Annotated in this window: 19 protein-coding genes and 1 tRNA gene; 11 read left to right on the top strand and 9 right to left on the bottom strand. The window is 70.2% G+C overall.

Annotation, left to right across the window (positions count from 1 at the left end; translation table 11 throughout):
• Positions 1-245 precede the first annotated feature (245 nt).
• The gene (locus AB0H82_RS34190) at positions 246-3,359 is read left to right on the top strand and encodes an endo-alpha-N-acetylgalactosaminidase family protein (RefSeq protein WP_362999413.1); all 3,114 of its coding nucleotides are present in this window, start codon (positions 246-248) and stop codon (positions 3,357-3,359) included.
• A 36-nt stretch (positions 3,360-3,395) separates the two neighbouring features.
• Here the strand turns inward: AB0H82_RS34190 and AB0H82_RS34185 are convergent, their stop codons facing one another.
• Positions 3,396-5,141, bottom strand: a complete 1,746-nt coding sequence (locus AB0H82_RS34185) for a beta-galactosidase family protein (protein WP_362999412.1) — start codon at positions 5,139-5,141, stop codon at positions 3,396-3,398.
• A 141-nt stretch (positions 5,142-5,282) separates the two neighbouring features.
• Between AB0H82_RS34185 and AB0H82_RS34180 the strand changes: the two genes are divergently transcribed.
• The 5 genes from AB0H82_RS34180 to AB0H82_RS34160 all read left to right on the top strand — a co-directional run bounded on the left by AB0H82_RS34180 (position 5,283) and on the right by AB0H82_RS34160 (position 12,232).
• Positions 5,283-6,191, top strand: coding sequence for an AraC family transcriptional regulator (locus tag AB0H82_RS34180; RefSeq protein ID WP_362999411.1), 909 nt, complete (start codon positions 5,283-5,285; stop codon positions 6,189-6,191).
• A 44-nt stretch (positions 6,192-6,235) separates the two neighbouring features.
• On the top strand, positions 6,236-6,580 hold the full coding sequence (locus AB0H82_RS34175) for a chorismate mutase (protein ID WP_362999415.1): 345 nt from the start codon (positions 6,236-6,238) through the stop codon (positions 6,578-6,580).
• 61 nt (positions 6,581-6,641) lie between these two features.
• Entirely contained in the window at positions 6,642-9,197 is a 2,556-nt protein-coding gene (gene pepN, locus AB0H82_RS34170; RefSeq protein ID WP_362999410.1) for an aminopeptidase N, read from the top strand.
• A 183-nt stretch (positions 9,198-9,380) separates the two neighbouring features.
• Positions 9,381-10,787, top strand: coding sequence for an aminotransferase class V-fold PLP-dependent enzyme (locus AB0H82_RS34165; protein ID WP_362999409.1), 1,407 nt, complete (start codon positions 9,381-9,383; stop codon positions 10,785-10,787).
• Complete coding sequence (locus AB0H82_RS34160; RefSeq protein WP_362999408.1) at positions 10,784-12,232, top strand: SidA/IucD/PvdA family monooxygenase; 1,449 nt, start codon at positions 10,784-10,786, stop codon at positions 12,230-12,232. Before AB0H82_RS34165 ends, AB0H82_RS34160 begins: the two co-directional genes overlap by 4 nt.
• Positions 12,233-12,257: 25 nt before the next feature.
• Here the strand turns inward: AB0H82_RS34160 and AB0H82_RS34155 are convergent, their stop codons facing one another.
• Complete coding sequence (locus tag AB0H82_RS34155; protein WP_362999407.1) at positions 12,258-12,650, bottom strand: hypothetical protein; 393 nt, start codon at positions 12,648-12,650, stop codon at positions 12,258-12,260.
• Between the two features lie 105 nt (positions 12,651-12,755).
• On the opposite strand from AB0H82_RS34155, the gene AB0H82_RS34150 reads away from it, so the two are divergent.
• Complete coding sequence (locus AB0H82_RS34150) at positions 12,756-13,949, top strand: GDSL-type esterase/lipase family protein (RefSeq protein ID WP_362999406.1); 1,194 nt, start codon at positions 12,756-12,758, stop codon at positions 13,947-13,949.
• On the opposite strand, the gene AB0H82_RS34145 is transcribed toward AB0H82_RS34150, so the two are convergent.
• Positions 13,946-15,763: a 5'-nucleotidase C-terminal domain-containing protein gene (locus AB0H82_RS34145; RefSeq protein WP_362999405.1), complete on the bottom strand. Its 1,818-nt coding sequence runs from the start codon at positions 15,761-15,763 to the stop codon at positions 13,946-13,948. The genes AB0H82_RS34150 and AB0H82_RS34145 overlap by 4 nt on opposite strands.
• 129 nt (positions 15,764-15,892) lie before the next feature.
• On the opposite strand from AB0H82_RS34145, the gene AB0H82_RS34140 reads away from it, so the two are divergent.
• Entirely contained in the window at positions 15,893-16,582 is a 690-nt protein-coding gene (locus tag AB0H82_RS34140; RefSeq protein ID WP_362999404.1) for an SIMPL domain-containing protein, read from the top strand.
• A gap of 22 nt (positions 16,583-16,604) precedes the next feature.
• On the opposite strand, the gene AB0H82_RS34135 is transcribed toward AB0H82_RS34140, so the two are convergent.
• Positions 16,605-17,396 (bottom strand): glucose 1-dehydrogenase, encoded by a 792-nt coding sequence (locus tag AB0H82_RS34135; protein ID WP_362999414.1) that lies wholly within the window; start codon positions 17,394-17,396, stop codon positions 16,605-16,607.
• Between the two features lie 171 nt (positions 17,397-17,567).
• Here AB0H82_RS34135 and AB0H82_RS34130 point away from each other — a divergent pair, with 171 nt between their 5' ends.
• Together AB0H82_RS34130 and pyk are read left to right on the top strand one after the other, a co-directional pair.
• The gene (locus tag AB0H82_RS34130) at positions 17,568-18,428 is read left to right on the top strand and encodes a helix-turn-helix transcriptional regulator (RefSeq protein ID WP_362999403.1); all 861 of its coding nucleotides are present in this window, start codon (positions 17,568-17,570) and stop codon (positions 18,426-18,428) included.
• 129 nt (positions 18,429-18,557) lie between these two features.
• The gene (pyk, locus tag AB0H82_RS34125) at positions 18,558-19,994 is read left to right on the top strand and encodes a pyruvate kinase (protein ID WP_362999402.1); all 1,437 of its coding nucleotides are present in this window, start codon (positions 18,558-18,560) and stop codon (positions 19,992-19,994) included.
• 14 nt (positions 19,995-20,008) lie between these two features.
• Here the strand turns inward: pyk and AB0H82_RS34120 are convergent, their stop codons facing one another.
• Positions 20,009-20,773, bottom strand: a complete 765-nt coding sequence (locus tag AB0H82_RS34120; protein WP_362999401.1) for a transcriptional regulator — start codon at positions 20,771-20,773, stop codon at positions 20,009-20,011.
• Between the two features lie 107 nt (positions 20,774-20,880).
• Positions 20,881-20,953, bottom strand: a tRNA-Leu gene (locus AB0H82_RS34115).
• A gap of 104 nt (positions 20,954-21,057) precedes the next feature.
• On the opposite strand from AB0H82_RS34115, the gene AB0H82_RS34110 reads away from it, so the two are divergent.
• Positions 21,058-21,717 (top strand): response regulator, encoded by a 660-nt coding sequence (locus AB0H82_RS34110; RefSeq protein ID WP_362999400.1) that lies wholly within the window; start codon positions 21,058-21,060, stop codon positions 21,715-21,717.
• An 88-nt stretch (positions 21,718-21,805) separates the two neighbouring features.
• On the opposite strand, the gene AB0H82_RS34105 is transcribed toward AB0H82_RS34110, so the two are convergent.
• From AB0H82_RS34105 to AB0H82_RS34095, 3 genes are read right to left on the bottom strand one after another with little or no spacing between them, the layout of a single operon-like run.
• Complete coding sequence (locus AB0H82_RS34105) at positions 21,806-22,522, bottom strand: ABC transporter ATP-binding protein (RefSeq protein ID WP_362999399.1); 717 nt, start codon at positions 22,520-22,522, stop codon at positions 21,806-21,808.
• On the bottom strand, positions 22,519-23,343 hold the full coding sequence (locus AB0H82_RS34100; protein ID WP_362999398.1) for an ABC transporter ATP-binding protein: 825 nt from the start codon (positions 23,341-23,343) through the stop codon (positions 22,519-22,521). The genes AB0H82_RS34105 and AB0H82_RS34100 overlap by 4 nt, the downstream gene beginning before the upstream one ends.
• A 3-nt stretch (positions 23,344-23,346) precedes the next feature.
• Positions 23,347-25,194, bottom strand: coding sequence for a branched-chain amino acid ABC transporter permease (locus AB0H82_RS34095; protein WP_362999397.1), 1,848 nt, complete (start codon positions 25,192-25,194; stop codon positions 23,347-23,349).
• Positions 25,195-25,197: the final 3 nt, after the last annotated feature.

Here is a 25,197-nt window from a genome sequence, read left to right as displayed (position 1 = left end):
GCCCCCCGGTGTCTACCCCGCGGGGTCGACCTGCGCGGGGGACTTCGACCCGGCGGCGTCGGCGCGCTGCGGCCGGCGCCGCCGCGGTGCCGCCCGGGGGGGGGCCCGCGGTCGCGGGCACCCCGCTTTCGGCATGGGGGCGCAGCGGTTAGTCCAACACCTGCCCCTCCTTTGTCCATGGGCGCGTTCGTCCCGTCCGGCGCATGGTGAGCGGCACGAATTCCGTCCAAGGCGAGGGGTGCCGCATGCTGCCGTCAGAGACGTCCGGGCCGAGCCGCAGAGCAGTGGTCGCGACGGGCGCGATCGCCGGACTGGGGGTCGCCGTGGGAGCGGGCGGCACCGCCTTCGCCAAGGGCGCCCCGGCCGGGCCCCTCGCCGCCGAGGTGGTCCTGCGCTCGGCCGACCTCGACGTGCGCGTCGCCACCGCCTTCCCGCGCGTCGTCTCGTACACCGACCGCGCGAGCGGCGCCGTGCTGCACGGCGGCGCGGACGCCGTCACCACCGTCCTGATCGACGAGACCGAGCACACGCCGAAGGTCACCGCGAGGACCGGCAGGGCGCGCGCCGTGTACGTGCTCGCCTTCGACGGCGGCACCCGGATCGACGTCGAGATCTCCGTCGAGGGCCGGCAGGTCCACTGGCGCGTCACGCGGATCGCGGACACCGCCGCGCTGCGGGTCGGCACCCTGCGCATTCCCGGGCTCGCCCTCCTCTCCGTACGCAGCGACCAGCCCGGCGCCGCCCTCCTCGCCGCGAAGGTGCAGCTGGACAAGGCCAAGAGCGGCGACACCCTCGTCCGGCCCGCCGCCGACACCCCCGCCGAGCGGCCCACCGGCTGCGCGTACGCCGTCGTCGCACACGACCGGCTCGGCGGCGCCGTCGAGACGAACACCGTCTACGACAAGCCCACCTCCGAGGCGGGCACCACCTGGGAGAACGGCCGCCTGTGGCGCGAGACGGTGCGCCCCACCGAAAACGCCGACTACGTAGAGGCCAGGTTGTCGCCGGGACAGTGGACCCACCGCGCCGCGACCGCACCCGTCGACGCCACCGAACCCCTCCCGTACGCCACCGTCGTCATCACCGGCGACCGCAACGGCGACGGCAAGGTCGACTGGCAGGACGCCGCGATCGCCTTCCGCGACATCATGGTGAACCCCCTCGGCGCCGCCGAGCAGCACCTGCGGGTCGTCCCGCACATCCCCTTCAACTTCGCCTCACAGGCCACCAACCCGTTCCTCGCCACGCTCGACGACGTCAAGCGGATCCACCTGGCGACCGACGGCCTGCGCCAGTACACGCTCCTCAAGGGCTACCAGTCCGAGGGGCACGACTCCGCCCACCCCGACTACGCGGACCACTACAACACGCGCGCGGGCGGCCTCGACGACCTCAACACCCTGGTCCGCGAGGGCAAGAAGTGGAACAGCGACTTCGGCGTGCACGTCAACGCCACCGAGTCCTATCCCGTCGCGAACGCCTTCTCCGAGAAGCTCGTCGACAAGAGCAACGAACAGTGGGACTGGCTCGACCAGAGCTACCGCATCGACCAGCGCCGCGACCTGGTCTCCGGAGACATCGTCCAACGCTTCGCCGACCTGCGCGCCCAGACCGACGACGGACTGAACGCCCTCTACATCGACGTGTTCCGCGAGTCCGGCTGGACCTCCGACCGGCTCCAGCGCGCCCTGCGCGCACAGGGCTGGACGGTCACCACGGAGTGGGGCCACGGCTTCGAGCGGTCGGCGGTCTGGTCGCACTGGGCCACCGAGCCCGACTACGGCGGCGACACCTCGCGCGGCATCAACTCCCGCCTCATCCGCTTCGTCCGCAACCACCAGAAGGACGTCTTCGCCGACAAGTGGCCCACCCTCCTCGGCATCGCCCGCATGGGCAACTTCGAGGGCTGGGTCGGCAAGACCGACTGGCACGCCTTCTACGACCTCATCTGGACCCACTCCCTGCCCGCCAAGTACCTCCAGGCACATCCCATCAGGAGCTGGGGAGAGCACGAGATCACGTTCTTCGGAGACGGCCGGTCCGGAGCGACGACGGTGTCCGACGCCTCCGGCGAGCGGCGCATCACCACCGACGGAAACGTCGTCTACGAAGACGGCCGCTACCTCCTCCCCTGGGAGCCCCGCAAGGCCAACGATCCCGCCAAGCTGTACCACTACAACCCGGCGGGCGGCACCAGCAGCTGGCGGCTTCCGGGCGCGTGGGCAGGCCGCTCCAGGGTGGCGCTCTACCGGCTCACCGACCAGGGCAGGGTCTTCGAGTCGTACGTCTCCGTAGCGGGCGGAAAAGTCACCCTCAAGGCAGAACCGAAGCAGCCCTACGTCCTCTACCGCGAGCGCGCCGCGTCCCTGCCCGACCCGCAGTGGGGCCAGGGCACCCCGCTGCACGACCCGGGCTTCCACTCCGGCTCCCTCAAGGGATGGAAGGTCAGCGGCCCCGCCGCAGTGAGGCGCAGCGCACTCGGCGACCACGAACTGGTCATCGGCGCGGGCGGCGCCGCATCCGTGGGGCAGCGCCTGGCCCGCCTGAAGGCCGGCACGTACGTCGCGTCCGTACAGGTGGAGGTCGGCGAGAAGCCGGGGGAGCGGCGCAAGGCGTCCCTGGAGGTGCGCACCGCCGACGGCATCACCGCCGCCAACTTCACCGAGACGTCCACCGCTGGCAACTACGTGGCTGCCGACCGCAAGCACGGCACCCGCTTCCAGCGCATGTTCACGTACTTCACCGTCCCCGAAGGCGGCGGCACGGCCGAGCTGACCCTGCGCACCGGACCCGGGGACGCGCGCGTGCGCTTCGACAACGTACGCGTCGTCGCGACCCGCCGCCCCACCGGGCGCCCCCGCGGCACCCTCGTCCACGAGGACTTCGAACACGTCCCCCAGGGCTGGGGCCCCTTCGTGAAGGGCGACGCCGGCGGCGCCACCGACCCGCGCACCCACATCGCCCAGCGCCACGCCCCCTACACCCAGCGCGGCTGGAACGGGAAGACGATCGACGACGTCATCGACGGCACGAACTCCCTCAAGTCCCGGGGCGAGAACAAGGGCCTCGTCTACCGCACGGTCCCGCACACCGTCCGCTTCACCCCCGGCAAGCGCTACCGCGTCTCCTTCCGGCACGAGAACGAGAAGGCGGACCAGTACGCCTGGATCACCGCGGTCGACGCCCCCGCGCCCCGCGAACTGGACCGCAAGAACCTCCCGGCCGCCACCGAACCCACCACCCTCACCTACGAGTTCACCGCCCCCGCGGAGGGCGAGGCCTGGGTCGGCCTGCGCAAGACCGGCGACGACGGGAAGGCGGAGTTCGTCCTCGACGCTTTCGAGGTCAGCGAGGTCTGAGAGGTCTGAGAGGAGAGGGGTCGGGCTCGGTCGCCCTCACGCCAGCCCGACCCGCTCCCCGCCCTCCTCCAGCTCCAGCACCCACACCTCGTTCGCCCCCTCCCGCAGCACAGGGCCGGGCACGTACAGCGACGTCTGCGGGCCCGCCGACCAGTAGCGGCCCAGGTTGAAGCCGTTCACCCACACGAAGCCACGCGTCCAGCCGGGCAGCTCCAGGGAGGCGTCACCGGGAGCCCCGACCTCGATGACACCCCGGTACAGGCCGGGGCGGCCGTTCCCGGCGCCGGTCGCGGGGACCTCCCGTACCGCCGACGGCACGTCGAACGCGTCGAGGCGCAGCGCGCGGGCCCGCACCCCGTGCAGGTACTGCCGCTCGTGCAGGATGCCGCCGGTGATGCCCTTCGGCTCGCCCGTGCGCGGCCCGTAGTTGACCCGGCCGAGCGACTCCACCCACAGCTCCACGCGCGCGTGCCCGGCGACCGGGGCGAGCAGGGTCGGGGTGCCCTCCGTGAGGACACCCGCCCGTTCCCCGTCGACGTACACCACCGCCCGGTCGCGGAGGCCCCGCACGCTCAGCGGGTACGGCTCGCGCGGGCCCGGCACCGTCACCGCGTAGCGGACCAGACCGCGGTCCACGTCCAGCTCCTCGAACGTGGGCGGGACCGCGTGCTCCGACTCCGGGGTGCCCAGGAAGTCCAGGACCGTGTCCAGGGAGCACCAGGTGGGAAGCGTCGCCGACGCGGGCGCGGCCAGCGACGGCGGGGGCGGGGGCGGCTCCGGCAGGGGAGTGGCGGCGTACTCCGCGAGGACCTTCCTGAACGCCCAGAACTTCGGCGTGGCGCGGCCGCACTCGTCGACGGGCGCGTCGTAGTCGTACGACGTGACGTCCGGCTGCAGCTCCCCGTCGTGCAGCGAGCCGCCGCCCCGGTTGGCGCCCGCCCAGCCCGCGAAGTTCGTGCCGCCGTGCGCCATGTACAGGTTCACCGAAGCGCCGCACTCCAGGATCTCGCGCAGCGCCGCCGCCGCGTCGCCGGCCTCCCGTACGACGTGCTCCGCGCCCCAGTGGTCGAACCAGCCGCACCAGAACTCCATGCACATCAGCGGCCCCCCGGGGCGGTGCGCGCGCAGCTTCTCGAACGCCGCGCGCGCCCCGGACCCGAAGTTGGCGGTCGCCAGGACACCCGGGATCGAGCCGCCGGTCAGCATGTGGTCCTCGGGGCCGTCCGAGGTGAACAGCGGCACGCCCACGCCCTCGGAGCGCAGCAGGTCCACCAGGTGGCGCAGGTACACCTGGTCCGAGCCGTAGCTGCCGTACTCGTTCTCGACCTGCACCATGAGCACGGGGCCGCCGCGGCTCTCCTGGCGCGCCACCACCTGCGGCAGCAGCCGGTGGAACCAGCGGTTCACATGCCCGAGATACTCCTCGTCCCTGGTCCGCGCGCGGGCCCCCACCGCACCGGTCAGCCAGTGCGGCAGGCCGCCGTTCTCCCACTCCGCGCAGATGTAGGGGCCCGGCCGGACGATCGCCCACAGGCCCGCCTCGCGCACCGCGTCCAGGAACCGCCCCACCGCCTCCACGTCGCGGTACGCGCCCGGGCGCGGCTCGTGCAGATTCCACGGGACGTACGTCTCCACGCAGTTGAGCCCCATCGCCCGCAGCATCGCGAGACGGTGACCCCACTGCGCCTCGTGCACCCGGAAATAGTGCAGCGCGCCGGAGAGCAGCCGCACCGGACGCCCGTCCAGCTCGAAATCGTCCTCGCCGACCCTGAACCCGTTCATCGCGTCCTCCCGCTCACGTCCCGCCCACGATCACCTCTGGCGGGCGACGGGGTCCATGGACAAAGATCGAGCCCGGTTGGACGCAAGGAGCGGGCCGGCGCCCGGAGCGGGCCCGCGCCCGGACGAAAGGGGCGGAAGCGGATGTACCACACGTGGATGCGGTATTTCACCCCGAGCCCGGCCCACCACAAGCTCGGCCTCGCCTGCCTCGGCGTCGGCCTCCAGCACGGGCTCCTGCCCACCGTGGGCCCCCGCACCCTCGACCACCACGTCGCCGTCGTCATCAGCTCCGGCGGCGGCTGGTTCCGCGGCCCCGACGGCCGCCGCACCACCGTCACCGCGCCCGCCCTGATCTGGCTCACCCCGGGCGTACGCCACCACTACGGACCCGACCCCGACACCGGCTGGGACGAGTGCTTCGTCGACTTCACGGGACCCGCCACCGCCACCTACACCGAACTCGGCTACATCGAACCCACCCGCCCCGTCGTACCGCTCTCCGACGCGGCGGGCGCCCGCGGCGTCGTCGCCCGCATCGCCCGCGCGGCCCGCCGCGGCAACCCCCTCCTCGAAGTCGAGACCGGCGCCGCCGTCCACGAACTCCTCGTCGCCCTGCGCCGCGCCCGCGCCGACATCGCCCCCGACGGCGACCCCGTCCTCCAGTCCCTCGCCCGCGACGCCTTCAAGACCCTGTCCGTCGCCGAACACGCGGCCCGGCACGGCATGACCCCCGCCGAGCTGCGCACCGCCGTGCGGCGCGGCGCCGGATGCAGCCCCAAGGACTACCTCCTCGGCATCCGCCTGGGCCGCGCCAAGGAACTCCTCGCCGCCACCGAGCTGCCCGTCGCCGCCGTCGCCCGCCGCGTCGGCTACGACGACCCGGCGTACTTTTCACGCCTTTTCACCCGCCGCGTCGGCATGGCCCCCGTCCGCTTCCGCGACCAGCAGGGAAGGGCCGTCCCCGGCGGCTGGTCGCACCGGATACCCGACCCCGACCACCCACCCGTTTTGCGCTCTTCCGCCGGCAGCGGCCCCGGAGCGGCAACGTAGGCTCGTGGCCCATGACCACCAGCCACACCAGTGACGACAACAGCATGAACGGCACGAGCCCCGCCGCCGGCGCCTCCGCCGACTCCGCCCCGGCCCCGGACGACGCCGTGCGCGCCGAGCTGTCCCGGCTGCGCGACAGCATCGACAACATCGACGCCGCCGTCGTCCACATGCTCGCCGAACGCTTCAAGTGCACCCAGCAGGTCGGCCACCTCAAGGCCCAGCACCACCTGCCGCCCGCCGACCCCACGCGCGAGTCCCGCCAGATCGCCCGCCTGCGCGAACTCGCCGAGAGCGCCAAGCTCGACCCCGCCTTCGCCGAGAAACTGCTCAACTTCATCATCGCCGAGGTCATCCGCCACCACGAGACGATCGCCAAGTCCGCCTGACGCCGCCGCCCCGCGGGGGGAGTCCTCCACCCGCCCCCGCACCATCGGGCAGCATGTCCCCATGCCCGTACTGACGCGCGACGAAGCGCAGACCCGTGCCCAGCTCATCGACGTCCACCGGTACACGGTCGAGCTCGATCTGTCCCGGGCGGCCGACCCCGCCCACGACACCTTCGACTCCCGGACCGTCATCCGGTTCGGCGCCCGCACCGAAGGCGCCACCTTCGTCGAGCTCAAGCCCGCCGAGCTGCGCTCCGTCACCCTCGACGGGCACCCGCTCGACCCGGCGGCCCTCACCGGCAACCGCCTCCCGCTCGACGGCCTCACCCCCGGCGAGCACGAACTCCGCGTCGACGCCGCGATGCGCTACTCCCGCACCGGCGAGGGCATGCACCGCTTCACCGACCCCACCGACGGCGAGACGTACACCTACACACAGCTCTTCATGGAAGACGTCCAGCGCGTCTTCGCCGCCTTCGACCAGCCCGACCTCAAGGCCGTCTTCGAGCTGACCGTCACCGCACCCGAGAGCTGGACCGTCCTCGCCAACGGCATCACCGAACACCTCGGCGGCGGCACGTGGCGGGCCGCGGCGACCCCGCTCATCTCCACCTACCTCGTCGCCGTCGCCGCGGGCCCCTGGCACTCGGTCCGCACCGAACACCGCGGGCTGCCCTTCGGCATCCACTGCCGCCGCTCCCTCGGCCCCGCCATGGACGCCGACGCCGACGAGATCCTCGACATCACCCGCGCCTGCTACGACCGCTACCACGAGAAGTTCGAGGAGCCCTACCCCTTCGACTCCTACGACCAGGCGTTCGTCCCCGAATTCAACGCCGGCGCCATGGAGAACCCCGGACTCGTCACCTTCCGCGACGAGTTCGTCTACCGCTCCGCCGTCACCGACACCGAGCGGCAGACCCGCGCCATGGTCATCGCCCACGAGATGGCCCACATGTGGTTCGGCGACCTCGTCACCCTCCGCTGGTGGGACGACATCTGGCTCAACGAGTCCTTCGCCGAGTACATGGGCTTCCAGACCACCGCCGAAGCCACCCGCTTCAAGGACCCCTGGACCGACTTCGGCGTCGCCCGCAAATCCTGGGGGTACGACGCCGACCAGCGCCCCTCCACCCACCCCGTCGCCCCCGACCCCGACGCCGTGCCCGACACCGCGTCCGCGATGCTCAACTTCGACGGCATCTCGTACGCCAAGGGAGCCAGCGCCCTGCGCCAGCTCGTCGCCTGGCTCGGCGAGGAGGACTTCCTCGCCGGCATCAACACCCACTTCGCACGCCACAAGTTCGGCAACGCCACCCTCGCCGACTTCATCGACTCCCTCGCCCACGCCACCGACCGCGACGTCCACGCCTGGGCCGCCGCCTGGCTGCGCACCACCGGCGTCGACACCCTCACCACCAAGGTCGCCCACGCCGGACGCGAATGGACCCTCACCGTCGACCGGGACGGCGGCAGCCACGGACGCGAAGGCGGCCACGGCCCCGAAACCGGCCGTCCCCACCGCATCGCCGTCGGCGTCTACGACCGCGACCTCTCCGGCGGCCCCGGCCTCGTCCTGCGCGAACGCTTCGAGACGGACATCCCCGCCACTGGCCCCGACACCCCGCGCGACGGCGGCCGCCCCGCCCTCATCGTCCCCAACGACCAGGACCTCACCTACGCCAAGATCCGCCTCGACGACCACTCCCAGGAAACCGCCCTGCGCGGCCTCTCCGGCATCCCCGACGCCCTCACCCGCGCCGTCCTGTGGAACAGCCTCCGCGACATGGTCCGCGACGGCGAACTCGACGGCACCACCTACCTCCGGGCCGCCCGCACCCACCTGCCCGAGGAGACCGACCTCGCCCTCGTCCAGGGCGTCCTCGGCTTCGCCACCCACCAGATCGCCGACCGCTACACCACCCCCGACCGGCGGCCCGCCGCCCTCGCCCTCCTCGGCGACCTCTGCCGCGACCTGATCCGCCGCACCGAGGACGGCTCCAACCCCGGCCTGCGCCTCACCGCTGTCCGCGGCTTCATCGACGTCGCCACCCAGGAAGCACCCCTCCAGGCCTGGCTCGCCGAAGGCACCGTGCCCGGCGGCCCCGAACTCGACCCCGAGCTGCGCTGGCGCGTCCTCGCCAGGCTCGCCGTCCTCGACGCGACCGACGAGGACGCCATCGCCGCCGAACTCGCGCGGGACCCGAGCGCCACCGGCCGGGAAGGCGCCGCACGCTGCCGCGCCGCACTGCCCGACGCCGCCGCCAAACGAGCCGCCTGGGACGCCATGTTCGGCTCCGACGACCTGTCCAACTACCTCTTCACCGCCACCGCCCAGGGCTTCTGGCAACCCGAACAGGCCGACCTCGTCAGGGAGTACGTCCCCCGCTACTACGAAGACGCCGTGGCCCTCGCTGCACGCCGCGGACCCGCCATGGCCGAAGCCGCGGGCCGCTACGCCTTCCCCGCACCCTTCGTGGACGCCGAAACACTCCGCCTCGGCGAGCGGTGCCTGCGCGACGCCGAACCCACCCCGGCCCTGCGCCGCAAACTCACCGACCAACTCGACGACCTCGCACGGGCCCTGCGCGTCCGCCAGAGCACGCACCAGGACTGACAGGGCAGCCAGAGGGGCCCCTCCAGATGCGGGGCCCCTCTAGCATCCGAAACCACCCCCACACGTTTTCTCCGCACGGCAGTACCACTTTCGGGTTCGGATCGCCGAGGTACTCGGACGCGCCGTCCGCGCGCCGTACAGGCTGGTGCCCCTGTACGCGCGCACCCGAAGGACCCCTCTCCGATGAGCACCCCGAGCACCCCGCGCACCCCGCCGCCGCCCCTCGCCGGCGGCGCCCAAGGCCCCGACGCCCTGCGGCCGTTGCTCGCCGCCACCCTCGACGCACTCCGCGAAGGCGCCACCGCCCGCGGCGGCCCCCTCCCCGCCGGCGGCCCCCGCGCGGTCACCGACCGCGTCCGCGCCGCCGCCGACCCGGTCCTCCCCGAACACGGCACGGACCCCGAGGCAGCCCTGCGCACCCTCGTCCGCGCCCTCACCGAAGGCGCCGCCGACCCCGCGGACCCCCTGTGCGCCGCCCACCTGCACTGCCCGCCCCTCGCCGTCGCAGCCGCCGCCGACCTGGCCGCGTCCGCCCTCAACCCCTCCATGGACTCCTGGGACCAGGCACCCGCCGCGACCGCACTCGAAACCCTCGTCACCCGCGCACTCGCCGCCGAGATCCACGACGGCGGCGACGCCCTCATCACCACCGGCGGCACCGAAGCCAACCAGCTCGCCCTCCTCCTCGCCCGCGAAGCCCCCACCACCCACGTCCCCCTGCGCCTGGTCACCGGCGAGAACGCCCACCACTCCCTCACCCGCGCCGCCTGGCTCCTCGGCCTGCCCGAACCCGTCACCGTGCCCGCCCCCGCGGGCACCCTCGACCCCACGGCACTCGACGCCGCCCTCACCGACCTCGGCGGCCCACCCGGCACCCACCTCGTCGCCGCCACCGCCGGCACCACCGACGCCGGCCTCATCGACCCGCTCGACGACATCGCCGACATCTGCGCCACCCACGGCGCCCGCCTCCACGTCGACGCCGCGTACGGCGGCGGCCTCCTCTTCAGCGACACCCGCAGAGAACAGCTCCACGGCCTCCACCGCGCCGACACCGTCACCCTCGACCTGCACAAACTCGGCTGGCAACCCTCCGCCGCCGGACTCCTCGCCGCCCGCGACCCCCACGACCTCCGCGCCCTCGAACACCGCGCCGACTACCTCAACGCCGACGACGACACCGAAGCCGGCCTCCCCGACCTCCTCGGCCGCTCCCTGCGCACCACCCGACGCCCCGACGTACTCAAGATCGCCGTCACCCTCAGGACCCTCGGCCGCACCGGGCTCGGCGCCCTCGTGGACCAAGTCTGCGACCTGGCGGCCGAGTTCGCCGGCCAGATCCGGGCCCACCCCGCCTTCGAGCTCTACGACACCCCCACCATCAGCACCGTCCTGTTCCGCCCCGCCCACGCCACCGACGACCACATCGCCCACGTACGAAGGCGACTGCTCACCGAAGGCACCGCCGTACTCGGCCGCGCCGACCTCGAAGGACGACGCTGGCTCAAGGCCACCCTCCTCAACCCCCGCACCCGCCCCGAAGACCTCACCGCGCTCCTCAAGCTCGTGGAAGGAACCACCCCCCGATGACCGGCACCCCCGACCACCCCGGCCCCCGGCCGCTCACCACCCCCGAAGACCCCCGCGACCTTGTCGGCATCGGCATCGGCCCCTTCAACCTCTCCCTCGCCGCCCTCGCCCACCCCCTCGGCGGCCTCGACACCGCCTTCTACGAACAACACCCCGCCTTCCACTGGCACCCCGGCCTCCTCATCGACGGCGCCACCCTCCAAGTCCCCTTCCTCGCCGACCTCGTCACCCTCGCCGACCCCGCCAACCCCTGGTCCTTCCTCAACTACCTCAAGACCCGCGAACGGCTCTTCCCCTTCTACTTCGCCGAGCGCTTCCACATCCAACGCGCCGAATACGACGCCTACTGCCGCTGGGTCAGCGAAAACCTCCCCACCCTCCACTTCGGCCACCAGATCGACGCCGTCCGCTGGAACCCCGAACGCGACCTCTTCGAAGTCGACTACACCCAGCTCGACACCGACGGCGAAGCCGAAGCCCTCGGCCGCACCTACACCAAGAACATCGCCCTCGGCATCGGCACCGCCCCCCACATCCCCGAACCCCTCAAACCCCTCGCCGAAGCCCCCACCGTCCCCGTCATCCACTCCGCCGACTACCTCGACCACCGCGACACCCTGCTCACCGCCGACCACATCACCGTCATCGGCTCCGGCCAGTCCGGCGCCGAAATCTTCCTCGACCTGCTCCGCGCCCGCCCCGTCGGACACGAGAAGATCCACTGGCTCGCCCGCACCGAGGCCTTCGCCCCCATGGAGTACTCCAAGCTCGGCCTCGAACACTTCACCCCCGACTACACCCGCTACTTCCACGCCCTCCCCGAAGCCGTCCGCGACGGCCTCGTCCCCCACCAATGGCAGCTCCACAAAGGCATCGACGCCGACACCATCACCGCCATCCACGACGAGCTCTACCGCCGCACCCTCCACGGCGGCTGGCCCGACGCCGTCCTGACCCCCGGCGTCTCCGTACGCACCGCGGGCCGCGTCGCCAACACCCGCGTCGAACTCCACCTCGAACACCTGCAACAAGGCACCCGCTCCCGCCTCACCACCGACGCCGTCGTCCTCGCCACCGGCTACCGCGAACGCCCGCTCGACCACATCATCGGCGCCCTCGACCCCTACATCCGCAAGGACTCCTCCGCCCGCCCCCGCATCGACGAGCAGTACCGCCTCGTCCTCGACCCCTCCATCACCGGCGCCGGCAGCAACATCTACGTACAGAACGCCGAACGCCACACCCACGGCGTCGGCGCCCCCGACCTCGGCCTCGCCGCCTGGCGCAGCGCCACCATCCTCAACACCCTCACCGGCACGACCGCCTACCCACTGCCGCACCGCACCGCGTTCACCACCTTCGGACTCCACGGCCCCGAACAGCACACCGGCACCACCGGCCGCATCGGCGAACAGCGTGGAAACCTCGTACGCCTCAAGAACTGAGCGCGCCCCAAGAACTGAATGTGCCTCAAGAGCCCGCCGGGCCGCCGAGCTCCCCGACCGCGGCAACCACCCGCCGCGAGGCCGGACACGACCACACGGCGACACCCCTCACCACCCCCGCCTCCAACGGATGCGAGTCGGGGTGCGCGGGACACTCCGGCCACACCGCGGGCTTCAACTCCGCGCACAGCGCCTCCACCGCCCAGTCCTGCGCCTGGTCCGCGAGATCCGCCGTCCACTCCGCCCCACCCGCACCGAACCGCTGCACGAGCCCCGCACCCGAGCCGTCCGGCGCGTACAGCACCACGTACTCACCGATCCCGTCGTCCCGCTCCTCCCGGACGATCGGACGGACCGCACACGTGGCGTCGAGATCACGGAGCACGGGGGCAAGCGCAGCGGCAAGTTCCTCATTCATGAGCGGAATTGTCCGCCCCCAAGCGCCCCGGCACCTCCGAATATTCCTTCACGAAAAGTGCCGGGTGCCGAAATAACCGACCCCCGCGCCTGGGTTCGGACGACCATGACCACAGACTCCACGGCCTCCTGGACCGCAGCCTTCCGCTCCGCCGTCGTCAGCCCCCACGAAACCATCGACCTCTTCGAACTCCGCGGCTTCGCCGGACACACCCTCCGCCAGATCATCCGCCTCGACGGCGGCGGCAGCGCCCTCCGCATCCGCCTCACCAACCGCTACGGCAAGGAACCCCTCCACATCGGCGGCGCCCACCTCGCCAGACGCACCGAAGGCAGCGGCATCGACACCGGCACCGGCACGCCGATCCTCCTCGGCGGCGCCGCGGAATTCACCATCCCCGCCGGGGAGGAAGCCGTCAGCGACCCCGTCGAGCGAGCCGTCACCGCCGGCGAAGAACTCGCCCTCACCCTCTGGCTCCCCGACGACACCGGCCTCTCCACCTACTCCGCCGTCCCCCTGCGCACCGGCTACGCCGTCCCCGGCAACGCCCTCACCGCAGCCACCCTCGACGGCACCGAAGGCCTCGAAGAGCTCGCCACCCGCCACTTCATCAGTGGCGCCGACGTCCTCGCCCCCGCGGGCACCCGCGTCGCCGTCGCCTTCGGCGACTCCTGGTTCGAAGGCACCGGCACCACCCCCGACACCGACCACCGCTTCCCCGACCTGCTCAACGACCGTCTGCGCGCGGCAGGGAGCCGAGGCTGGGTGGTGAACCAAGGCCTTTCCGCCAACCGTCTCCTCACCGACGAGATCGGCGAACGCGCCCTGGCCCGCCTGGACCGCGACGCCCTCGACACCCCCGGCGCCACCCACGTACTGATCCACTTCGGCCTCAACGACCTCGGCATCCCCGGCCAGGAGGCCTACCCCGACCCCGCACCCATCCCCACCGCGAGCGACCTCATCGCGGGCCTCACCGCACTCGCAGAGCGCATCCACGCCGCGGGCCTCACCGCGACCGTCACCACCGTCGGCCCCTACAAGGACACGGTCTTCGAGGGCTACGCCACCCCCGAAGGCATCGCCGTCGCCCGCGAGGTCAACGACTGGATCCGCGGCGCCGACAGCCCCTTCGACACCTACGCCGACTTCGCCGCCGCCGTCGCGGACCCCGCCGACCCCGACCGGATCCACGACGACTACGACAGCGGCGACGGCCTCCACGTCAACGACGCCGGAGCCCAGGCACTCGCCGACTCCGTCGACCTCACCGGCCTGGGCATCCGACTCGCGGGCTAGAACACCGGCGTGCCGTCCCGGGTCAGCTTCCAGTCCACCGAAGCGAACCGGCCCGGGTCGACCGTCCCCTTCGCCTTCACCCAGCCGATGATCGTGTTCCGGATCTCCTCCGAATTCGCCCACAGCTGCTTGGCACCCGCGATGTGCGGGAAATTGCCGCCGCCGCTCGCCCGGTAGTTGTTCACCGCGAGCACGAACTCCGCCTTCGGGTCGATCTCCTTGCCCTCGAAGGACAGCTTCGCGATGCGCGACCCGGCCGGCTTCGCGATGTCGATCTCGTACGTCAGACCGAGCACCGCGTCGTAGTTGTAGTCCGGGATGTTCCCGGCGTTCGTCAGCTTCGCCGGGTCCACCGGGCCGCCCGCAGGGGTCTGCACGTAATAGCGCGCGGAGAACTCCAGATACTCCTTCAGCTGCGCACCCGTGAGCAGCCGCGCCTCCAGCGTGTTCTCGAAGGGGTAAAGCCCCGCCGCGTCCCGGATCGTCACATCACCCGCCGGAATCTGCGCCGTCCGCGAGAAACACGACGCCTGCGAAAGCACCGGCAGCGCCGCGTACGCGCCACCCTTCAACGCCTCCGCGACCGTCTCCTTCTGCACCTGGTTGATCAGATCGATGATCGCGACATCCTTGTACGGGCCCTCGGCCGTGCTCATCGCCGCCGTCGACGTACCGATCACCTGGTTGACGTACGCGACGACCTTCCTGTGCTCGTCCGCGAGAAGCCGCGTCACCTTCTTGTCCTCGGCCACCGTGTTGGAGTTCAGGACCTTCGCCCCGACCTTCTCGACCGTCCACCGGCCCTTCGCCCACACCAGGTCGAAGTCGAACAGCGTGAGGCGCTGCCCCCACTTCAAAGGCTCCGACAGCACGACCTTCTTGCCTGTCTTCTTGTTCTCCACGAAGTACTCGGGAATCTCCGTGTGCGCGTGCCCCACCAGAATCGCGTCGATCCCCGGCACCTGCTCCGCCACCAGACCCGCCGCGTTCTCCACGTACGGCAACTGGTCACCGTACGAGGAAGTGCCACTGGAACCCGAGTGCGCCGACACGATCACCACATCCGCACCCATCGACCGCAGCTTCGGCACCCACTTCGCCGCCTGCTCCTCAAGCCCGGGGAACGTCATCTTCCCCTGCACGTTCGCCTTGTCCCAGATCGCGATCCCCGGATTGGTGAGACCGAGCACCGCCACCTTCACATCACGGCCGTGCGGCGTGCGCAGCCGCTTCATGAAGTACGGCGGGAAAGCCGGCCTCTGCGTCTTCGCGTCCAGCGCGTTCGCCCCGAGCAGCGGAAAGTCGCACTGCTCCTCGAACTTCCGCAGCACCGGTATCCCGTAATTGAACTCGTGATTGCCCAGCGCCGCCGCGTCGTACCCGATCGCGTTCATCGCCTGCGCCATCGGATGCACAGGACCGTGCTTCGCCGTGATCGGATCGACCTTGGCGTAGTAGTACGACAGCTGCGTGCCCTGGATCGTGTCACCCGCGTCGATGAGCAGGGTGTTCCCGCGGCCCTTCTCCGCACGGACCCGATTCACCAGCGTGGAGATCTTCGCCAGACCCACGTCGTTGTGGTCCTTGTCGTCGAACTCCTTGTCCGTGAAGTAGTCCCAGTTGAAGACGTTCCCGTGCAGGTCGGTCGTACCGAGCACCGTGAACGAGTACCGCCGCTCGCGTCGCGCGGACTTCCCGGACGCCTCGACGGACGCGGCGGACGCGGTGGACGGCGCGACAGCGGCGCCCGTGACAGCCACACCCACACCGGTGGCAGCGGACGTACCCAGGAACTTCCTGCGGTTCAGCGGCATATTCGTACTCCTCGATCGACCATGGTTAACGCGCGTAGATTCTGACCCCGCCCACCACACCCGCAACAGACCCCGCAGGTTTCGATCCGATGACTGTCCGGTACGTCCACACGATGCGAGAGTGACCACATGGACGCGACCCCCGACGCACCCCGCCTCGCCGTCCGCGGCGAAGCACACCTCGAAGTCGACCCCGAAATCGCCCGCATCACCCTCACCGTCACCGCCCGCGGCACCGACCGCCGCGACACCCTGAACGACCTCACCCGCCGCAACACCACCGCCCTCGACCTCATCAAGACCTACGGCGAAACCGTCACCGCACTCGAAACCGGCACCTTCACCATCAACCCCGAACTCACCAAACACGGCCGCGGCGAACGCGTCCGCGCCTACCACGGCCGCGTCCACACCACCGCCGAACTCACCGACTTCACCGCCCTCGGCGAACTCACCACCCGCCTCGCCGACCTCGACCTCACCCGCGTCGAAGGCCCCTGGTGGGCCCTGCGCCCCGACTCGCCCACCCACCGCCACGCCAGGCAGCAAGCAGTCCGCGAAGCCGTCCAACGCGCCCGCGAATACGCCGAAGCACTCGGCACCGACCTCGCCGCCCTCATCGAACTCGCCGACATCGGCACCGAACAACCCGTCCCCGGCTACGGCGGCCCCGTCGGCGGCATGCGCTCCGCCGCCGCCTACGGAGGCGCACCCGGCTTCGAAGAGGAAGCGGCCCCCCTCGACCTCGAACCGCAACGCCAGCACGTCTACGCCCAGGTCAACGCCCGATTCACCCTCGTCCCACCGCGACTGGCGTGAACGGCGAACGGCGTGAACGGCCTCAGGCCAGCATGCCCCCGTCGACCCGCAGCACCGTGCCGGTGACATAGGAGGCGCGGTCGCTCAGCAGCCACGCGGCGGCCTCCGCGATCTCCCGCGGCTCGGCGGCACGACCCAGCGGCGTCCGCGCGTTGAGCGCGTCGACGGTGCCGGGAGACCGCTCGTCCCACTCGAACAGCAACTCGGTGAGCGTGGTGCCGGGCGCGACGGCGTTCACACGAATCCCCTCAGGGCCGTACGTGGCCGCCGCCGACGCCGTCAGGCTGTTCAACGCCCCCTTCAACGCCCCGTACGCCGGCAGCTGAGGATTGGCCATCAGAGCACCGACACTGGACGTGTTCACGATGGCCCCGCGCCCCGCCGTCGCACGCATGGCCGCGATCTCCGCCGACATGGCCACCCACGCACCCTTCAGGTTCACGGTGTAGACCTGATCGAAATCGGCCTCCGACAACTCGTCCAGCGGACCGGGCGGCTGACCCGTCGCACCGTTGTTGAAGGCCACGTCGAGCCGCCCGTACACCTCCACGGCACGGTCGACCGCCCCACGCACACTCGCCGGATCGGCCAGATCGCACACCACATGGTCCGCGACGCCCCCCGACGCCCGGATCTCCCCGGCCACCGCCTTGAGCTGGTCCTCCGAGCGCGCCGCGAGAAGCACCCGGGCACCCTCCGCCGCGAACAGCCGCGCCGCGGCCGCACCGATGCCGCGACCGGCCCCCGTGATGAAGGCGACCTTCCCGGCGAGCAGCCCGGAGGCGGTGGAGGACGAGGCGGGTGTGTCGTTCACGATGTCGCTGTCCACGTTGTCGCTGCTCACGTTGTTGTTGCTCACGATGTCGCTGTTCACGTTGTTGTCCGTGTTGTTGTTCATGCCGACGAGCCTGCGCCCGGCCGCCCCGCACAGCCAGGCACCAGCAGTGCCTGGCTGGGCCCCGCGACACCGGTACACACTGGACACGTGGACCGACGAGTACGAGAAGAGCTCGGTGACTTCCTGCGCAGCCGACGCGCCCGGATCACCCCCGCCGACGTGGGACTGCCCGCCGGCACGCGCCGCCGCACCCCCGGCCTGCGCCGCGAGGAGGTGGCACAGCTCGCCTTCATCTCACCCGAGTACTACGCACGCCTGGAACAGGCCCGCGCCCCGCACCCCTCCCGCGAGGTGCTGGCCCAACTCGTCCGCGCCCTGCGCCTCACGGACGTCGAACGCGACCACCTCCACCAACTGGCCGGACTTCCCCCCGCCCCGCCGCCCGGACCCTCCCGGGAAGTGCGGCAGAGCATCGTCGACCTGCTGCACCGCCTGCCCGAGGCCGCCGCGGTCGTCCTGTCCGCCACGTACGAGGTCATCGCCTGGAACCCCCTGGCCGCCGCCCTCATGGAGGACTTCTCCGCCCTGCCCCCGCGCGAACGGAACCTCATCCGGCGCACCTTCCTCACCCCGTACCGGCACGGCCGCCGGCTCTACGGCGTCTCGGACGCCGAGGAGTTTGCCCGCACCTCCGCACAGCACCTGCGCGCGGCCGCGGCCCGCTACCCCCACGACCCGGAGGTGAACGGCCTGGTCGAGGAACTCCTCGCCGGCAGCGACGAGTTCGCCCGGCTCTGGGCCGCCCACGACGTGACCGACCGGCCCACCCTGTGCAAGACCTTCGAACACCCTCTCGTCGGCACCGTCACCGTCAGGTGCGACGTCCTGGACATCGCCGACCGCGACCAGCGCGTCGTCATCTACACCGCCGCCCCCGGCTCACCGTCCGAGGAGGCACTGCGCCTGCTCTCGGTCGTCGGCACGCAACGCATGGACGTGCCTGGGTGACGCCCGGAACCGCTCATCGGAGCGGCTCCCCGCACAATTCAACACTTGTCAATAACCCTTCATGCAAAGGTTGTTGAGTAGTCACCCCCTACCAATTCCATACCGGCAAGTAAGCCCTAGGCTCGAACCATGCGCCGAGCCAAAATCGTCTGCACCCTGGGGCCCGCCACCGACTCGTACGACCAGATCAAGGCACTGGTCGAAGCAGGAATGGACATCGCCCGCTTCAACCTCAGCCACGGCACCCACGCCGAACACGAGGAGCGCTACCAGCGCGTGCGAAAGGCCTCCGAGGAGACCGGCCGCAGCGTCGGCATCCTCGCCGACCTTCAAGGCCCGAAGATCCGCCTCGGCCGCTTCCGCGAAGGACCCGTACTACTCGAACGCGGCGACGAGTTCACCATCACCGTCGAGGACGGCATCGAAGGCGACCGGCACGTCTGCGGCACCACCTACGACGGCCTCGCCGCCGACGTCACCACCGGCGAACGCATCCTCGTCGACGACGGCAAAGTGACCCTCGAAGTCACAGCGGTCGACGGCCCCCGCGTCACCACCACCGTCATCGAAGGCGGCATGGTCTCCGACCACAAGGGCCTCAACCTCCCCGGCGTCGCCGTCTCCGTCCCCGCCCTCTCCGACAAGGACGAGGAAGACCTCCGCTGGGCCCTGCGTTCGGGAGTCGACGTCATCGCCCTCTCCTTCGTCCGCAGCGGACGCGACATCGAAGACGTCCACCGCATCATGGACGAGGAGAACCGCCGCCTCCCCGTCATCGCCAAGGTCGAAAAGCCCCAGGCCGTCGACAACATCGAAGACATCGTCGCCGCCTTCGACGGCATCATGGTCGCCCGCGGCGACCTCGGCGTCGAAATGCCCCTCGAACAAGTCCCCATCGTCCAGAAGCGCGCCGTCAAACTCGCCAAGCGCAACGCCAAGCCGGTCATCGTCGCCACGCAGATGCTCGACTCGATGATCGACAACTCCCGCCCCACCAGGGCCGAGGCCAGCGACGTCGCCAACGCCGTCATCGACGGCACCGACGCCGTGATGCTCTCCGGCGAGACCAGCGTCGGCAAATACCCCATCGAGACGGTCAAGACGATGGGCCGCATCGTCGAAGCGGCGGAGGAAGACATCCTCGCGAAGGGCCTCCCCCCTCTGACGGAACGCAACAAGCCCCGCACTCAGGGCGGCGCCGTCGCCCGCGCGGCCGCCGAAATGGGCGACTTCCTCGGCGCGAAATTCCTCGTCGCCTTCACCCAGTCCGGCGACACCGTCCGCCGCCTCTCCCGCTACCGCTCACCCATCCCCCTCCTCGCCTTCACCCCCGACAAGGCCACCCGCTCCCAGCTCAACCTCACCTGGGGCGTCGAAACCTTCCTCGGCCCGCACGTCGACTCCACCGACGCGATGGTCGACCAGGTCGACGAGCTCCTCCTCAAGATCGGCCGCTGCGAGAAGGGCGACGTCGTCGTCATCACGGCCGGCTCCCCGCCCGGAGTCTCCGGCTCGACGAACCTGGTCCGCGTCCACCACATCGGCGAGGACGACAGCCCGGAGTAGCCGGGCTCGGGCCGTCAGTATTTCGGGCCGATGTGGGCGTCCATGAGGGCGACGGAGGCTTTGCGGGCGACGGAGATGTTGCGGGAGTTGGCCTGCTTCCAGTCGACTCCGAGCTTGTCCAGGGTGCCGGTGAAGAGCTGGACGATGTCGCTGGACAGGTTGGTGAAGAAGTACCGCGGATACTCGTAGCGCTTGTGCTCCCCGGCTACGAGGCGGGTGGTCCAGTTGGTGATGCGACAGCCGTCCGAGTGGACGAGTCCTTTCACGAACTCCCACGGGTGGGCGTCGACGATCTCCTGCTGCCAGGGTTCGAGGGCGATCTTCCGGTCGTGCTTCTTGCCGGGGCCGTGTTGGGGGAAGAGGCAGGGCCAGTGCTTGCTCCAGGAGGTGACGTACTGGCACCCGACGCTCTGGACCCGGCACACCTTGTTCTCCGGGCGTACGGCCCGGATAGCGTCGGCGCAGGCGTCGATGAGCCCTGGCCAGTCGTCGGCACAGGCGATCCGGAGTGAGTAGACCCCGCGCCGTTGCAGGCTGACGCAACCGTCGCCGAGGTAGAGACCGAGCAGGTACGAGTAGGCGACCGGATTCTCGGGTTCGCCCGGAATGGCACGGCACCGCGGACAAGGACGGGCGCGGTCGTAGCCAAGTGGCTCGATACGGCTTTGCCAGGACCGGATGGCGGCCCGGGAGACGCCGGTCGCTTTGCTCACGGAGTTGAGGCTGTGGCCTTGGCTGACCAAATGCAGCGCCTGTTTGCGTGTGCCCATGTCGTACATGCGCTCACTCTGTGGGGCGGGACCCGCGCGGTGTACAGCAAAAAGCGGATGTTCACGAGAACGCGAAGATCCGCTTGCGAGCTGTAACCTTAGGATCGAAGGTAAAGTGCCCCGGGTGGGATTCGAACCCACGCTGGATGGTGTTTGAGACCACTGCCTCTACCGCTGGGCTACCGGGGCATCCTTCGGAACGAAGGTCAGCGGAGACCCGCTGTGTCTCAAACATACAGGAGCTAGGTAGGCTCAAGGCAAGCAGTAGCCTGCCCTGCAACGAGGAGCCTCCCGTGACCGCCCCCGAGTCGCCCCAGCCCACCGACGCGTCGGACGACGACGACCAGTCGCACGTGCCTCCGGTGACGACCCGTGTCGTCATCGCCGAGGACGAGGCCCTGATCCGGCTCGACCTCAAAGAGATGCTGGAGGAAGAGGGCTACAGCGTCGTCGGCGAGGCCGGTGACGGTGAGAAGGCCGTCGAGCTGGCCCGCGAGCACAAGCCGGACCTCGTGATCCTGGACGTGAAGATGCCCGTTCTGGACGGCATCTCCGCGGCGGAGAAGATCGCCGAGGAGTCCATCGCCCCCGTACTGATGCTGACCGCGTTCTCGCAGCGCGAGCTCGTGGAGCGGGCCCGCGACGCCGGCGCGATGGCGTATCTCGTGAAGCCGTTCAGCAAGAGTGACGTCGTCCCGGCGATCGAGATGGCCGTCTCGCGGTTCACGGAGCTGAAGGCGCTGGAGAAGGAGGTCGCGGACCTCTCGCAGCGCCTTGAGACGCGGAAGCTGGTGGACCGGGCGAAGTCGATCCTGCAGACGGAGTACGGCCTGACGGAGCCGGCCGCGTTCCGGTGGATCCAGAAGACGTCGATGGACCGCCGTCTTTCGATGCAGCAGGTCGCGGAGGCGGTCATCGAGGACGCCGAGGAGAAGAAGGCGTCGAAGGGCTGACCGCTCCTTCAGCGGATACGAGATACGAGGAGGCCCGCACCCCGCGTCAGGGGTGCGGGCCTCCTCGTATGCCAAGGGGGAGTGGGGCTCAGTCCTCGCCCAGATACGCCTTCCGCACCGACTCGTCGTGCAGGAGGTCGCTTCCCGTGCCGGAGAGCACGATTCTGCCGACCTCCATGACGTGGCCGTGGTCGGCCAGCGAGAGCGCCGCCTGGGCGTTCTGTTCGACGAGGAGGATCGTCGTGCCGTTGGCCTTGAGCTCGGAGATGGTGGCCATGATCTTCTGCATCATGATCGGCGAGAGGCCCATGGAGGGTTCGTCGAGCATGAGGAGCTTGGGCTGGGACATGAGGGCGCGGCCCATGGCGAGCATTTGCTGTTCGCCGCCCGACAGCGTGCCTGCTGCCTGTTTCTTCCGTTCTCCGAGGATGGGGAAGAGTTCGTAGGCGCGCTGGATGTCCTTTTCGATGCCTGCTTTGTCGGAGCGGAGGTAGGCGCCGAGGCGGAGGTTGTTCTCGATGGTCATGCGGGGGAAGATGTGGCGGCCTTCGGGGGAGTGGGCGAGGCCTTGGGCCACGATCTGGTCCGCACGGTATTTGCGAATCGGTTTTCCGTTGAATTTGATCGAGCCGCCCACCGGCTTGAGGAGGCCGGACAGGGTGCGGAGCGTCGTGGTCTTGCCCGCGCCGTTCGTGCCGATGAGGGTGACGACTTCGCCTGCCTCGACCTTGAAGCTGATGCCTTTGACGGCTTCGATCTTGCCGTAGGCGACGCGGAGGTCCTCGACCTCAAGGAGTGCGGTCATTTGTTGTTCTCCTCGAAGGGCTCGCCGAGGTAGGCGGCGATGACGCGGTCGTCCTGCTGGACCGTCTCGCTGGATCCTTCGACGAGTTTTTCGCCCTGGACGAGGACGGCGACGCGGTCGCAGAGGTTGAAGATGAAGCGCATGTCGTGCTCGATGACGAGGACGGCGATGCCCATGTCGCGGATGGCGAGGACGAGTTCTTCGGTGGCGCGGGTTTCTTGGGGGTTCATGCCGGCGGTGGGTTCGTCGAGCAGGAGGAGTCCTGGTTCGCTTGCCAGTGCGCGGGCGATTTCGAGCTTGCGCTGTTCTCCGTAGGGGAGGTTGCGCGAGAGGTGTTCGGCTTTTTCGGCGAGGCCGACGAATTCGAGGAGTTCCATGGCGCGGGCCTTGGATGCGGCTTCCGCGCGGTGGAATCCGGGGCCGCGCAACAGTGCCGACCAGAGGCCTTCCTTCGTCCGCGTATGGCGGCCGACGAGCACGTTTTCCAGGACCGTCATGTTGGCGAAGAGGCGGATGTTCTGGAAGGTGCGGGCGATTCCTGCCGCGGTGACCTTGAAGGATTTGGCGGGCAGGACGGTGCCTTTGTAGCGGACTTCGCCCTCTGTCGGGATGTAGAGGCCGGTGAGGCAGTTGAAGAAGGTGGTTTTGCCGGCTCCGTTGGGTCCGATGAGGCCGACGATTTCGCCGGTGTTGACGGTGAGGTCGACGGAGCGTACGGCGGTGAGGCCGCCGAAGCGCATGGTGACGCCGCGGGCGTCGAGGACGGTTTCGCCGGTCGGGGTGGCCGGTGTGGGGTCCTTTTGGGTGGTGTCCGTGGTCATGGGTCAGACCCCCGTCTTGCTGAGGACTGCGGGTGGCGGCGTCTCGCCGGGCGGGAGCTCGGATTCGTGGAATTCGAGTTGGCGGCGGCGGTTGGGGATGAGGCCTTCGGGGCGGAAGCGCATGAGGAGTGCGAGGGCGAGTCCGAAGGCGAACAGCTGGTAGTCGCCGAGGAACTGGAGCTTGTTCGGGATGAGGTAGAGCAGTGCGGCGCCGACGAGGGGGCCGCTGATGGTGCCCATGCCGCCGAGGACGACGGCCGCCAGGAGGAAGGCGGAGTTGGGCGGTACGGAGTTGGCGAACTGGTACTGCTCGGGGGTGACGGTGTAGGTCACGTGGGCCTGTACGGTGCCGGCGAGTCCGGCGAGGGAGGCGCCGAGGGCGAAGGCGATGAGTTTGACGCGGAAGCCGTTGATGCCCATGGCGAGTGCGGCGGTCTCGTCCTCGCGGATGGCGACCCAGGCGCGGCCGATGCGGGAGTCTCCGCTGCGGCGGAAGACGAGGACCACCACGAGGGTGATCAGCAGCATCAGGAAGAAGTAGTTCGCGAAGCGGCCGATGGTGAAGCCCGCGATGCTGTGTTCGAGTCCGAAGTCGAAGCCGAAGATCTTCAGGTTCGGGACGGAGGAGATGCCGTTGGAGCCGTTGGTGATGTCGGGTCCGGAGGAGCCGTCGGAGTTGTTGGCGGCGATGCGGAAGATCTCGCCGAAGCCGAGGGTGACGATGGCGAGGTAGTCGCCGCGCAGGCGGAGGGTGGGGGCGCCGATGAGGACGCCGAAGACGAGGCTTGCGCCGGCGCCGACGAGGATGGCGGCCCAGAAGGGGAGGTGGACGTCGAAGGGTGAGGCGGGGGATCCGGAGACCATGGACGCGGCGTAGGCGCCGACGCCGAGGAAGGCGACGTATCCGAGGTCGAGGAGGCCCGCGAGGCCGACGACGATGTTCAGGCCGAGGGCGACGGTGGCGAAGATGAGGATGTAGACGCCGATGGTGGCGTACTGGTCGTCGCTCTGGGTGAAGGGGAATGCGGCGGCGGCGAGGAACGCGCCGATGAGGGTGATGTTGCGGTGGCGTGCGGTGTAGATGGAGACCTGTGCGACGAGGCCTGCCTTGGCGAGTGCGGCGAAGCCGAAGCCGACGGTGATGAGGAAGCCGATGAAGAGTTCGTCGTATTCGGTGCCGATGCCGTAGGTGAAGACGAGGAGGCCGGTGGCGAGGGCCGCGATGATGATGAGGATCTCTAGGTACGAGTTGAGTTTGCGGGGCGGTGCCGGGGTGGTGTCGGCGGTGAAGGCGCCCTTGATGATGGTGCGGGCGTTGCGTGCGCGGTGTTTGTACTGTTCCCAGGTGCTGTCTTCTTCGTCGACCGGGTAGGTGTGCGGTCGTTGGAAGGGCAGGGCGAGGGCGCCGGTGAGGGCGGTGAGGGTGGCGATGCCCGCGATCCAGCCGCCGGGTTCGAGGTTGGCGAGCCCGCCGAGTGTCTTGCTGATGGCGAAGATCGTGTACCAGGTGGTGGCGAAGGCGGCGAGTGCGGCGTATTTGAGTGCGGCGTCGGCTCCGGCGGGGGCGAGGGCGCGGAGGCCCTTCACGCCGTAGGAGGCGAGTCCGTAGGCGGTGGTGAGGGCGCCTGCGATGAGGACGAGCCATTGGAGGCCGCCGGGGTAGCCGTAGACGGTGAGGTCGCCGGGGAAGCGGGCGGTCCAGGTCCAGGCGAGGAAGGCGGAGACGATGGTGAGGATGCCACCGCCGGTGGCGAGGGCGCGGGCGGGGCCGACGGGGATGGGGAGGAGTCCGGTGGCCGGCTCGTCCTTGTGCGGACGGGGGCTGTCGGCTGCTGTGGTGTGTGTGGTCATGGT

Origin of the sequence: Streptomyces sp. NPDC050732 (genome assembly GCF_040654255.1) — a bacterium.
Taxonomy (GTDB): domain Bacteria; phylum Actinomycetota; class Actinomycetes; order Streptomycetales; family Streptomycetaceae; genus Streptomyces.
The sequence above is the reverse complement of the archived record's forward strand: the minus strand, read 5'-3'. Positions and strand labels throughout refer to the sequence as shown.

Excerpts from the sequence above, each read along its gene's own strand:
- AB0H82_RS34190 (WP_362999413.1), top strand. The coding sequence starts at position 246 with ATGCTGCCGTCAGAGACGTCCGGGCCGAGCCGCAGAGCAGTGGTCGCG.
- AB0H82_RS34185 (WP_362999412.1), bottom strand. The coding sequence starts at position 5,141 with ATGAACGGGTTCAGGGTCGGCGAGGACGATTTCGAGCTGGACGGGCGT.
- AB0H82_RS34180 (WP_362999411.1), top strand. The coding sequence starts at position 5,283 with ATGTACCACACGTGGATGCGGTATTTCACCCCGAGCCCGGCCCACCAC.
- AB0H82_RS34175 (WP_362999415.1), top strand. The coding sequence starts at position 6,236 with ATGAACGGCACGAGCCCCGCCGCCGGCGCCTCCGCCGACTCCGCCCCG.
- pepN (WP_362999410.1), top strand. The coding sequence starts at position 6,642 with ATGCCCGTACTGACGCGCGACGAAGCGCAGACCCGTGCCCAGCTCATC.
- AB0H82_RS34165 (WP_362999409.1), top strand. The coding sequence starts at position 9,381 with ATGAGCACCCCGAGCACCCCGCGCACCCCGCCGCCGCCCCTCGCCGGC.
- AB0H82_RS34160 (WP_362999408.1), top strand. The coding sequence starts at position 10,784 with ATGACCGGCACCCCCGACCACCCCGGCCCCCGGCCGCTCACCACCCCC.
- AB0H82_RS34155 (WP_362999407.1), bottom strand. The coding sequence starts at position 12,650 with ATGAATGAGGAACTTGCCGCTGCGCTTGCCCCCGTGCTCCGTGATCTC.
- AB0H82_RS34150 (WP_362999406.1), top strand. The coding sequence starts at position 12,756 with ATGACCACAGACTCCACGGCCTCCTGGACCGCAGCCTTCCGCTCCGCC.
- AB0H82_RS34145 (WP_362999405.1), bottom strand. The coding sequence starts at position 15,763 with ATGCCGCTGAACCGCAGGAAGTTCCTGGGTACGTCCGCTGCCACCGGT.
- AB0H82_RS34140 (WP_362999404.1), top strand. The coding sequence starts at position 15,893 with ATGGACGCGACCCCCGACGCACCCCGCCTCGCCGTCCGCGGCGAAGCA.
- pyk (WP_362999402.1), top strand. The coding sequence starts at position 18,558 with ATGCGCCGAGCCAAAATCGTCTGCACCCTGGGGCCCGCCACCGACTCG.
- AB0H82_RS34120 (WP_362999401.1), bottom strand. The coding sequence starts at position 20,773 with ATGTACGACATGGGCACACGCAAACAGGCGCTGCATTTGGTCAGCCAA.
- AB0H82_RS34105 (WP_362999399.1), bottom strand. The coding sequence starts at position 22,522 with ATGACCGCACTCCTTGAGGTCGAGGACCTCCGCGTCGCCTACGGCAAG.
- AB0H82_RS34100 (WP_362999398.1), bottom strand. The coding sequence starts at position 23,343 with ATGACCACGGACACCACCCAAAAGGACCCCACACCGGCCACCCCGACC.
- AB0H82_RS34095 (WP_362999397.1), bottom strand. The coding sequence starts at position 25,194 with ATGACCACACACACCACAGCAGCCGACAGCCCCCGTCCGCACAAGGAC.